At 55.3% G+C, this 11,988-nt stretch carries 9 protein-coding genes; 5 read left to right on the top strand and 4 right to left on the bottom strand.

The genetic code is table 11. The annotated features are described in order from the left end of the window. The 5 genes from ACJROR_RS12670 to ACJROR_RS12650 all read left to right on the top strand — a co-directional run. Positions 1-2,016, top strand: a 2,016-nt coding sequence (locus ACJROR_RS12670) for an aldose epimerase family protein (RefSeq protein ID WP_406547359.1), incomplete at its 5' end; no start/stop codon positions are given. Positions 2,017-2,040: 24 nt separating this feature from the next. After that, positions 2,041-2,676, top strand: a complete 636-nt coding sequence (locus ACJROR_RS12665) for a DNA-binding protein (RefSeq protein WP_406547357.1) — start codon at positions 2,041-2,043, stop codon at positions 2,674-2,676. Beyond that, positions 2,654-3,319 (top strand): DNA-binding protein, encoded by a 666-nt coding sequence (locus ACJROR_RS12660; RefSeq protein ID WP_406547356.1) that lies wholly within the window; start codon positions 2,654-2,656, stop codon positions 3,317-3,319. Before ACJROR_RS12665 ends, ACJROR_RS12660 begins: the two co-directional genes overlap by 23 nt. Further along, the gene (locus ACJROR_RS12655) at positions 3,316-3,870 is read left to right on the top strand and encodes a hypothetical protein (RefSeq protein WP_406547355.1); all 555 of its coding nucleotides are present in this window, start codon (positions 3,316-3,318) and stop codon (positions 3,868-3,870) included. The genes ACJROR_RS12660 and ACJROR_RS12655 overlap by 4 nt, the downstream gene beginning before the upstream one ends. A 530-nt stretch (positions 3,871-4,400) precedes the next feature. After that, positions 4,401-4,796, top strand: coding sequence for a hypothetical protein (locus tag ACJROR_RS12650; RefSeq protein ID WP_406547354.1), 396 nt, complete (start codon positions 4,401-4,403; stop codon positions 4,794-4,796). A gap of 429 nt (positions 4,797-5,225) precedes the next feature. Here the strand turns inward: ACJROR_RS12650 and ACJROR_RS12645 are convergent, their stop codons facing one another. The 4 genes from ACJROR_RS12645 to ACJROR_RS12630 all read right to left on the bottom strand — a co-directional run. Next, positions 5,226-6,158, bottom strand: coding sequence for a macro domain-containing protein (locus ACJROR_RS12645; RefSeq protein ID WP_406547352.1), 933 nt, complete (start codon positions 6,156-6,158; stop codon positions 5,226-5,228). 192 nt (positions 6,159-6,350) lie between these two features. Next, complete coding sequence (serS, locus tag ACJROR_RS12640; protein ID WP_406547350.1) at positions 6,351-7,655, bottom strand: serine--tRNA ligase; 1,305 nt, start codon at positions 7,653-7,655, stop codon at positions 6,351-6,353. A 142-nt stretch (positions 7,656-7,797) separates the two neighbouring features. Then, complete coding sequence (locus ACJROR_RS12635) at positions 7,798-11,238, bottom strand: mechanosensitive ion channel domain-containing protein (protein ID WP_406547348.1); 3,441 nt, start codon at positions 11,236-11,238, stop codon at positions 7,798-7,800. A gap of 57 nt (positions 11,239-11,295) precedes the next feature. Further along, positions 11,296-11,988: DUF554 domain-containing protein (locus ACJROR_RS12630; protein ID WP_406547347.1), on the bottom strand; the 693-nt coding region annotated here is incomplete at its 5' end.

Here is an 11,988-nt window from a genome sequence, read left to right as displayed (position 1 = left end):
GCTGCCCCGGATAATAAAGAGGATAACGGAGACTCCGGGATAGCCCCGGAGGACAAGGCCAAGGACTCCGGAGAAGCAAGCCAGCCTTCTGAAAACGTCACTCCGGAAAACGCTTCTCCGGACAACACCGTGCCTGAAGTCTCCTCTCTTAACCCCGAGCCCGAAGATGCTGCCTCCGAGATTCCGGCCGGCCCCCGGGCTCTGGACGGAGAAGGCGGCCGGATCCCCCGCAAGCCGGAAACTCCTCCCGCTCCCCCGAAACCGGCTGTGCGGGAACGCCGGGTCATCGATCCCCTGCTCTTTATCACCTATTCCGGCAAACCCGAGCCCGGGGACTTCTCGGACACTCCTCCGGCTGCCCGGAATCAGAATGAGGTTCTGGAGGATTCCCAAAAGGCGGACACCACCTGGCTCCACGCCCTGCCGTATTCCGAGGGGGCTGTGATAAACACCATCACCAATGCGCAGGGAAACACCGTGACCATTATGGACTGGGGCGCCACCGTGCTGGACTTTTCGGTATGGGATCCCGCAAATAAGCTGGTCTATCATCCGGTATTAGGCACCAAGCCCTCCCGCTATGCCGAGCAGAGGATCCAGCTGGGAGCCACCGTGGGCCGGGTAGCTAACCGCATTGCCCATGGCTCCTTCCGGCTCAACGGCACTGATTACAATCTGGTGCGGGACTCGTTTTCAGAGCATACCCTCCACGGGGGCATTGCAGGATTTTCGGAAAAGAGATTTACCTTCACCAAAATAACTCCCGCCTCCGTTACCCTGAAGCTGGTGTCCCCGGATATGGATAACGGCTTCCCAGGCAATCTCACTCTGGAGGTTACCTATACCCTGGATGACGAAAACGCCCTCCATATTGACTACCAGGCAGTTACCTCCCGGGATACTCCCGTTAACATTACCAGCCATATCTACTGGAATCTCAGCCTCCGGAACAGTCTTGAGGGGCAGTTCCTCAAGGCGGAAAAGGCGGAGATCCTCACCAGTGACGAAAGCGGCATTCCGGACGGCGGGGTGACCTCTCAGGAGGACTCGCCCCTGGACTTTTCCGGCATCCTGCCCCTTTCCTACAACATTGAGGCCGCCACGGAATGCTATCCCTTTGACGGCATCGATCACACCCTGGCCTTCCGGGATCCCCGGCTTCCGGAGGGGGCCTCAGTGTTTGACACTCAGGATCCCGACAGATGCCCGGTTTATCTCATGGCCGAGCTTTACTGTCCGGAAACCATGATGACCTTGGAGGTCTATTCGGATTATCCCGCCCTTCAGGTATACAGCGGGAACGCCCTGGAGGGCGTGCCGGGACGCACCCCGAACAAGGTGTACCGGAAGCACGAGGGCATTGCCCTGGAGCCGGAATATTTTCCGGATGCGGTGAATCAGCCCCGGCTTTTAACCCGCTGTCCGGTGCTCAGGGCCGGGAAGACCTTTAAGAAATCCATTGTGTACAAAATTGTGCAGAACAGGATTCCGGAGATCCTGGAGCCTCTGGAGGTGCTGGAGGAGGAGTTCGCCGCCCTGGAAGCGAAAGACCGGAACGCCGGAGAGCCTTACTTCAGAGACTGCTATGCCGTAACCCCGGACAACCCGGAATGCCGGGAGCTTCCGGAACCGCCAGCCTCCGCAAAATCCGCCCCGAAGGATCCGGCCTCTAAGGTCATCTCTGAATCCCGAAAAGGCGCCGCAGGAGATGAAGGCAAGAGGTTACCCCGCAGTGCCGCGCCGCTGAAATCCGGAACAGCCCCGGACAAAGAGGGGCATTCTGAAGCCTCAGCTTCGGTTTTAAAGCCGGAGAAGCTTTCCGCTTTAGCCTCCGGAGCTAACGATGCAAAGACGGCGCAGATCTTGGGATCTGCTTCCGGGGACAGCCTGCCTGCGGAAACTCCTAAGCAAAAATATGCCGCAGAAAACCCCTTCTTCCGGGACACCGCCCGAGAGAGCGCCCTTTCCGGTTCCGGCGCCGCCGAAACCGCCGCCCCCGGGACGGATCACCGGTAACACCTGAGGGAGAAGAGCCGGCAAATGGATCAGGTAACACATGATGAAATTCTGGCAGCGGCCCGGAAGCTTCTGGCGGCGGGCTCTCCTCTGAGCCTGAACCGTATCCGGGAAATGACCGGCCGGGGCTCCTACAGCACCATCAGAAAGGTGCTGGAGGAGCATCGGCTCTCCACCCCCCGGATCTCCAAAACCAGTTATCTGAAAAACCGGGCCGGCGCCTCCGGAGAGGCGGAAACCGCCCGGGTGCTTTATGAAACCAATCTGACCATTGCCAGAGTGCAGGGACATATCGAGGAGCTGGAAAAAGAACGCGAGGCGCTGGAAAACCCTGCTCTTATCGGAGAGTATGTTTTTTTATATGCCCTGGCTGAAATCGTCCTCCGGCATCTTCCGGAAAGAAGCGATCTCCCGGATTTTCTGACCGGAGTCCGCCCGGATCGGGTGCTGACCCGGGAGGTGGCGGATCTCTCGGAGGGCACCATAAAGCATCTGAAATCTCTGGTGATCCGACACTTCATCGCGGAAACCGAAAACATCAAAAACTCCCCCAGAGCGGCGGAATTTGCCGGCGGCGCGGAAAGCCTGAATGCCATTATCAGGATGCTGGAGGATCTTACTGAAAGGAACCGGAGCTATGCCCAGGCTTACCATTACTGAAGTGCAGCAGGCCCGGGACGCCCTCCGGGCCCGGCAGCAGCCGGTAACCGTCATCAGTATCCGGAATGCTCTGGGCCACGGCTCCTACAGCACCATTACCAGGCTGCTTAAGGAGCTTCAGGAGTCCGGGACAGCGGATACGGAGAGCGCGGGAAATACCGCAGAGAATACCGCCGGAAATTCCGGTTCTGAAAAAGCTCCCGGGGACACCGGCAAAGCCGGCGCCCCGGGGGCTGCCGCCCCTCCTCCGCAAGCAGAAAACGATAAAGCTGAAGAAGATGCCAGAGGGTATCTTCCGGACATTCTTTCAGAAAAGAACCGGGAACTGGAACGGCTCCGCAACCGGGAGCTTTCGCTTACCGGTCTCGTGCTCCGGAACCGCCGGGAGATCACCGGCCCTCTTAATGACGCCATCGGCATTTTGAGATACTTCCTCAGAAGAACTTTGGACGAAGGTTTTGCCGCGGAGATTCCGGGAGACCTTATCAGACTTCTCAGGATGCTCAGGGAGCATGGCAGCCTGAATGGTCTTCAGGATCATGCGGGATCCTTTCAGGATGACACGGAACGCCTGATGCGGGCTATGCTGCTCCGAAACTCCCGCCGGAATGACAAACAGAAAACAGGAGCTCCGGACAAATGACCACTCCCGAAAAGACCAACCCCGAAGACAGCGGTGCTCTTTATCCCCTCTACAATATCTCCGAAGACATTGTCTGGCTTCCGGACATGAAGGAGCCGGACTTTCTGCTGGATCCCGAAATACGTCCCCGGGTAACCGGACGGGGAGCTTTGGAAATATTTCTGGAACATGAAAGTACTGACGATGAGATCCGGGAGATCCTGACCGCCAAATCCCGGGAGCTGGGCAGCAACTACATTATTGATGTCAGGAAACACCGTCCGGGCAGTTTTCCCGTTCTCAGCTTCTGGTCTCTGAAGCACTCGAAGGCCGCTCTCCGCATCACCGCCATTCTCATCCTGGCAGCCCGGGAAAACGGCTTTACCGACAGCGCGGAAACCCATGACATGAATGACTATTACATTACCAGCCGTTCCTGCGACACCGCCCATTTCCTGAAAAGACTGCCGCCTCCCAGAGAAGATAAGGCGGGCCTTATTCTCAGCGCTCTGGCCGGCGTGGTTTTACTGATCGCTTTCTTTATCAGCACCGGGATCCTGTTTATGAAATAGAGCGCCGTTTTAAAGCAGAACGAGAGCGCTAAGCTAAACAGAAATGAACAGGTTCGGGCTGGTATCCGGAAATCAGGACTGCCGTGCTCCAGGGCAATCAGAAATCGTCGGAAAATAGCTTGGGCTGTGGTCTGAAGGTGTCTGATGCCATTATCTGAACAGGGTACTCACCGGAAAGATCTTGAGTATGCCGGTAATTCCATATTCCCCTCTCCTCCTTCTCTGATATCCCGAAAGATTCTGCAGAGCCGCCTTTTCCACGCACCGCAGCTCCGTTTCTCCGGATCCTTAACCTCGCCGGTGTCCCAACTGGAGCTTTTTTCAAAAGATCGCAAATATATGACACACTTCAAACTTTTAAAACATGTGTTATTTTTTATCTGATTTTTCCTAGACTTTATACACATTGTTTTAATACTATATAGACATGCGGAACGATCTGAAGAATTCTGGTACGGCCGCTTTCCTTCACCGCACGAGCCTTCAGTTCCGCAATTCATTCTGTTCAATTCAGTTTCCTGAGGTGTGTTATGAATTTCGACGATGATAACGAAATCGATGGCAATGTTCTTTACTGGGGTGATCGCCAGGAACTCCCGGAGGGCTGGGAGCGGCTTAATGACGAGACCGCTGATCATCTCCTCTCCAAATCCAACGGGTGCAATCTCTGCGGGGAGTGGGTTATTGCTGCGGAAAAGGATTTTGACATGATCCTTGAAAAATACGGCAAACGCGCTCACGTGGTGATGTTCCGGAAGGATATCCCAGATAGCCCGAGGGTTAATCCGAAGATTGGCACTTTTTACGATACGAACAAGAACCCGCTGGTGGTCGGAACCACATTTGAGGAATTCGTGAACACCTGTAACAGCATCAACATATGCTGGGCCTGGATTGACATAGCCGAGCTTCTGGCTGACGATTAGGACCTTGCGAAATTCCCGGGCCTTTCCAAATCAAGATCCCGAATAAGAGCCCGGGCGGCATCACAAGTGCTTCTGCGGTTCCCGCCCTTCTGACCTTTTCTGAAAATGATCTCCCGGCTCTCCTGCCGCCTTTCTGATATTGGCCTTTGTAAACAATGGTTTACCGGGGATTGCGGCGGGGATCAGGAATTTAAAGAACAACCTGTCAGGATTGTGCGGAAAGAGGTGTCACAAAATTTCGCAGCGTTTTGTCGGATGATTATGGCATTTTCAGACGCAGCACCCTGAACTCCAAGGTCCTTGGTAAGGGGCGAACGGCTTTATGCAACAATCGCCGGGAAGTTACGATTATCCGGCGCTGCCGAACATGCAGGCAAAAGCCTTGGCTTATATGAGAGATACGAGGTTACCTTCCTGAAAATACCGGCTTCAGGACTCATGGCCCCCGGAAGCCGCTCCCTTAACGGCATCCATAGTCTCGGACAGCCATTCCTGATAGCTGTCATAGGGAGCGGCGCTCCAAAAAGAGAGAAGCTTGTTCAAAGTTTCTCGATCCCTGGCGATATCGGTGTTTTCATATTGCCGGGGATCCCGGTTAACGGTAACCCGATGATGCTGATTTGCCCCGAAATCAATTCTGAAGATGCAATAGCCGGTCCAGCTGCGATGCGCAAAAAGAGTGTCGCCCTCCATGTACCAGAACCATTTATCCTCCATCCCGCGGGGAATATTTCCCCTGCGCAGGGCTTTCATCTGTTCCGGGGTAAATTCCTGTTCCAAAATAAAGGTGTCATGCAGGGCCGGCATGGCAAAACTTTTCCAGTCGCCCCGGCAGGCAACGGCATACTCCGGAGCAAACTTTTTGAGAACGCTGCGCCCCTCTTCCAGGAAACTGTCATCTATCACCGCAAAAACGATGTCAATTTTATTACCGGCCGCCAGAAAATCCCGGCACGTCAGAATAGCGGTTTTCCAGGCCTCTTCCGCAGGATACCCGAAGATGCCGGAGGAGATCAAAGGAAAGGCAATTGAAGCGCAGCCGTTATCCAAGGCCAGTTCCAGAGAACGGCGATAAGCTCCGCTGAGGGCGCTGCTCTCCCCGTTTTTGCCCCCTCTCCATACCGGTCCCACGGCATGGATGATGTATTTGGCTTTCAGATCAAACCCTGGGGTAATAACTGCCGAACCGGTAGCGCAATGACCGATTTTGCGGCAGGCCTCGCTGAGAGAGGCGTGCCCCGCAGCTCTGAAGATGACGCCGCAAACTCCGCCGCCGGCCCAAAGTCCCTCATTGGCCGCATTCACAATGGCATCTGAGGATAACTCCGTAATGCTGATTTTTTTAATTTCAATGCTGCTCATGGCAAAGTCCCTATGTGTAAATGCTGGAAAAATCGGCAGCAGGAGTTCCGGCTTTCCCCGGGTAACACGATAAGCGAGTTCCTGCTGCTGCCTGGTATTGAGCCCGCAGCCTGCCAGAAAACAGACAAAAAAAGCGCCTCCTTTTGTACGGACACGCCTTTTTCTTTTTCCTGACTGTTTCTCAGCTTTTTCCTACGGCCTAATGACGGTAACGCCGTTCATGTACTTCCTGAGCGCCTCGGGCACCTCAATGGAACCATCCTCCTGCTGATAGTTTTCCATTACGGCTACCAGACAGCGGCCCACGGCGAGACCGGAACCGTTCAGGGTGTGCACCAGACGGGTCTTTCCGGAAGCGTCTCTGAAACGCGCCTGCATTCTTCTGGCCTGGAAATCGGTGCAGTTGGAGCAGGAGGAAATCTCGCGGTAGGTGTTCTGAGCCGGCACCCAGACCTCCAGGTCATAGGTCTTGGCAGAGCTGAAGCCCATGTCGCCGGTGGAAAGAGCCACCACGCGGTAAGGCAGGTTCAAAAGCTGGAGCACCTCCTCCGCATCATGAGTCAGGCTTTCCAGAGCCTCCCAGGACTTGTCGGGGTGAACAATCTGTACCATCTCCACCTTGTCAAACTGATGCATGCGGATAAGACCGCGGGTATCGCGGCCGGCGGAACCGGCTTCGGAACGGAAGCACGGAGTGTGGGCGGTGATCTTTATGGGAAGATCCTTTTCCTCCAGAATTTCATCCCGCACCATGTTGGTCAGGGGCACCTCGGCGGTGGGGATCAGGCAGAAATGCCGGTTAACGCTGTCGCCGTCGGCATTGCCGTCCAGAGACGTATGAAAAAGATCCTCGGCAAACTTCGGCATCTGGCCGGTGCCGTAAAGGCTGTCCAGATTTACCAGATAGGGAACATAGCATTCGGTGTAGCCCTGCTTCTCCGCATGGAGATCCAGCATGAACTGGGAAAGAGCCCGGTGCAGTCTGGCAATGTCGCCCTTCATTACCGCAAAACGCGCCCCGGAGATCTTCCGGGCATTGTCAAAGTCCAGCTCCTGATGAAGCTCTTCGCCCAGAGCCACGTGATCCTTAACCGGGAAACTGAATTTCCGGGGTTCGCCCCAGCGTCTTACCTCGACGTTTTCAGTTTCGTCCTTGCCTACCGGGGTGGTATCGGAAGGAAGATTGGGCACCGTGAGAGCATATTCTCTGATGTCAGCCAGCACCTTGTCCTGAGCGGCCTTGACCTGTTCCAGCTCCTCGCCGATCTTCTTAACCTGCTCCTTGACGGGAGCCACGTCTTCGCCCTTCTTCATGGCAATGCCGATGGACTTGGACAGGGAGTTGCGCTGAGCCTGAAGATCCTGGGTTTTTACCTGAAGCTCCCGGCGCTGCTCCTCGAGGGCCTCAAGCTTTGCAGTATCAAGAACAAAATTACGGGTGGCCAGACGTTCCCTGGCGAATTCTAGTTCCGTACGGAAATATTTGGAATCTAACATACTATCACTGTTTTCCGGTTAAAAAAATCCGGGCCTCCGGGAACTTGCCCCCGAGCCCGCGATCCTGAAATGCACCCCTGAATTATACTTTATCTCAGGTTTGTCATACAACCCGCCCGGATCCTCGCCGGGCCCCGCCCGCCTAAAGAACGGGCTTGTTCTCGGTGAAGGCCGGGGCATGCGGGCTCTCCCGCTCCGGCCGGGAGCCGGAGAGCTCCCTCATGTCATCCTCCGAAAGCCGAATCTCCTGCCCGCTCTTGGTGTTTTTGATGTAGACATCCATCTGGTTAAAGGCAAATTCGATGCCCAGCCGGTTAAACTCGTTATAGATTTCCGTATTCAGGGAGTCTATGGACGGGAAGTAATCGGCAATGTTCTTGATGTAGTACCGGAGAATCAGGTTCAGATTGCTCTCCCCGAAGCTCTGGAACAGCACATAGCTCTTAGGGGATTTCAGCACATGGACATTGGCATCGGCAATGCGAAGCAGCGCCTCTTTGGCCGCCACTACGTCAGAACCGTAGGCGATCCCCATCTCCACCTGCATTCTGGTCAGACACTCATCGTTGAGAGACCAGTTGGTCAGGGGCGTGGTAATGAAGGCCCGGTTGGGCACCACGTAATCCCGCTTCTCAAAATCGGTAATGGTGGTGGCCCGGATGCGGATCTTGGTTACCCGGCCGCTGGTGCCGTTAATGGTGATAATGTCGCCGATTCTGATGGGCCGCTCAAAGAGAATGATAAGGCCGGAAACGAAATTGGCGAAGATTTCCTGGAGACCGAAGCCCAGACCTACGGAGAGAGCCGCCACCAGCCACTGGAGCCGATCCCAGGTAATGCCGATCCTGCTGGAGACAAAGGCCACGCAGATGGCAATGAAAATGTAGTTGAACACCATGTTGATGGTGTAGCTCCACTTCTTGGCATACTCGCTCCAGCTGAACAGCACCACCTCCAGAATACCCGAAAAGTTTTTCACCAGCACCGCGGTCAGAAGAACGGCATAGCCCACGAACACCATGTCCATCATGGTAACCGTGGTGACGACGGATCCGTCCTGAGAGCTGAAGCTGTACAAGGTAATGGACTGCAGGTAATTTACCACCGCCAGAATGTCCTTCCACACCATGTAGAGGATGCTCACAAATATCAGGAACAGAATATAGTTCACCGCCCGCTTGGATTTGCTGTTGATTTCGGAAATGGGCATCTTCTCATCATCCAGGGGGGAGGACAGCTCCGCCAGATCATCATTCTTGACTGCGATGCCGGCCTGCCTGTCCGCCTTGGCCTGCGCATAGGCCTCCAGCTTGCGCTGGTAGGCCATGCGCCGGGCCTGGAGCCGCATGGACCGCACCACCGTGGCATCAATGATCACATACACCAGCAGGATGTAGTAGGTCCAGATCAGCTTGCCGGCGATGATTACCGAGGAATAGTAATAGCCCAGAGCCGCCAGAACGGGGATAGTAATGCAGGTGGCGGTCATAATGACGCTTTCGGTGCGGGACAGCAGGCTGAAATTCCCCTTGAAGCGCTCCCGGACGTCCCCGAAAAACGGAATCACCAGAATCAAAGGCAGCACGATCATGCAGATCTGCCCGATAACATCATTGGCAAAGGTCTGAGGCTCCTTTTCTTTCCACACCACCAGAATCATGATCACTGCGAACAGGAAAAACATGATCTTGCGGCGCCTGATGGAACGCGGGTTATAGATCATCTGGAACTGCACCTCGGAGATGCCGCCCTTGGCCCGGAGCTCGATCCACACCCAGGACATGAAGGTCATGAGAGCCACGGTGGTGATAATGAGCCGGATCCCCCCTTCCGGATCCGTCAGGAAGGTCTCATCCGGGTTAAACACCAGAAGATCATGAGACAGGAGGCCCAGAATCACCGCCATAAGAGGAATGGGGGCGCACAGCAGAAAAATATAAAAGAGAGACTTGAAGGTATTGTAGTGGCTGTCCTTCCGGGGCGATCCGATAACCTTGTTTATGGCATCGATGCGGCTCTTGATATCCTTCCGGGAGCGCAAAAGAACATAGACCAGAAACAGCAGGGGAAGGCACTTCAGCACGGTTTCCGCCCTGAGGTTGGACAGGGAGAACCCCTCGAAGCTGAACCGGTTGTTGTTCCACTGGAGCTTCAGGGTTTCCGGAAACTTCTCCAGCCACTTCCTGCCGATATGCTTGGCCGAGGGCCGCCAGAAGAGAGCCTCCTTGATCTGAGCGTTCAGGTTGGCGCGGAGCTTTTCATAAGCGTCGGCATTGGACTGAATGTTGACGGCCATGGAGAGCTCCTGGGAAAGCTGGCTCAGCTGTCCGGTAAGCAGGCTGGAGCGGAGCTTCATCTGCTCCCCCAGAAGCACCTTTTCCTTATCGGTGAGCTCGCCGGTAAAACCGCTTCTCTTCCGGAGATAGTCAACATAGGCCTCAAAGCTGTTCAGACTGTCCAGCTCCAGATTCACGTGGTACTGCTCCAGCCGGATCTCCGAAATCAGATCCGTCAGGTTGGGGGGCAGGTCAATGACCGGGACAATATTCTTCTTGTTAAACAGGATCTGCACCAAATACTCGGAATTCTTAAAATACTGAATCTGGCCCGCCATATCGGATTCGATGACCCTGATGCGATCAAGCACGGCGGAAAGATCGCTGTTGATCTTCTTAAAATGATTGATCTCCGCGATTCTCTGGTTTCTTCTGTCCAGATCCTCCCGGTTCTTCTCGGTAATATATTCGAAAAGAACATTGCCGCCCCGGAGCTCCTTCTGCTGATCCTCCAGCGCCTGGGCCTGCTCCTGGGTTTCCTGGTTCCGGAGCTTTATCAGGGCATCCTCTGATAACTGAATAAGCTTTTCAGTATGCTCCGAAAGCCGAGTATAGACCATGAGCCGGCCCTTGAGGTACTCGCTGATCTCATTGGCATTGGCCAGCATGAACTGAGACATCACCTGGCGATGTCCCAGATAGCTGAGCTCCGCCTGGAGGGCCATGATTTCCGTTCTGCGGGGGGCCTGGGAAGACTTGTCGGAGAGGCGGTTATTGATTTCAATAGTGCGATCAGTAATCTCAGAGGCGGTTTCCTGCGCCCGGTGCGGCATCTGGTTGCCGCGTTCAATGTATTTGGCGTAATCATCCCGGGGATTGGTGTACTGGTTTTTCAGGGTGGTGAGATAGGTTTGCAGGAGAATAAGCTCATCCTTGCTGAGGTGTGGGATGCTCTTTTCCAGATCCATAAGCTGCGCCCCGCCCAGAGCGCCGGTGGCATCCTCCAGAAACAGCTTGTTCTTGTCCCGGAGTCCCTGCATGCCGGTGCGCCACATTTGGAATCGCTGAATCTTTTCATCGAATTCCAGCACCTTCTGATAATCGGCAATCACCGCCTTGTCGGCATCGGTAAGCTCGGTTCCCTTGCGCTCCAGATCGGCAATTTCCTTCCGGATGGCCTCCATGGTCTTTCCGACGTTGGCAGGATCGGCAGCGCCTATTTCCACCCCCTGAGCCGCCCCGGCAATCAGCGTAAGCGCCAGGACAGCCAGCGCCGGGATTTTCAGAAAAAATTTCAGAAAAGACATAAAAGACCCGCCCTAAAAACAGTCAAAAAAGCCCCCGGAGGAACCGGCCGGACGGTCTCAGAGTCCCGCCCACCTCACAGCCAGAGCCAGCGCCGGAGCCCACAGGAGAGCCGGAAGGAAGTCAGAGGTTCGCACCTTCCGGAGATTAAGAAGTCCCAGAGACGACATCATGATAAGAATGCCGCCCGCGCCGGTAATGCCGGCCAGAAGATAATCGGGGATCATGCCCCGGGCCGTCCAGGCTCCCAGATAAAACGTTCCCTGCCATAATACCAGAACCGGAGCCGTCAGCATAATGGCATAGCCGTAGACAGCTCCCAGAGCCAAAGCCGTGATGAAGTCCATGCTGGCATTAAGGAAAAGCATGGAATGGTCGCCCTGCAAGGCGCTCTTCATGGGGCCCACGATGGAAAGCGTCCCGACGCAGAAAAGAAGCACCGCCGTGACCACGCCCTCCGCGGTTTTGCCGCCCCCGGAGGCAAACCGCCCGGCCGCCCGGTTCATCCGCTCATGAAGATCCAGAAAGGCGCCGGTTACTCCGCCCAGAGCCAGGGCCATGAGGAGAATGATCATGCTGCCGCCGCTCTTAAGAGAGGACAGAGCCATCTCCGCTCCCGCCACCAGAGCAATCATCCCCACGGCGGTGAACAGGGTGTCCCGGTATCTTTCGGAAAACCGTTCTCCGATAGCCGCTCCGGCTGCAGCGCCGGGAATAATCGCCCCGGCATTTACCATGGTTCCCAGCATCAG

It is taken from the genome of Succinimonas sp., from assembly GCF_045225735.1.
GTDB lineage: Bacteria > Pseudomonadota > Gammaproteobacteria > Enterobacterales > Succinivibrionaceae > Succinimonas.
The sequence above is the reverse complement of the archived record's forward strand: the minus strand, read 5'-3'. Positions and strand labels throughout refer to the sequence as shown.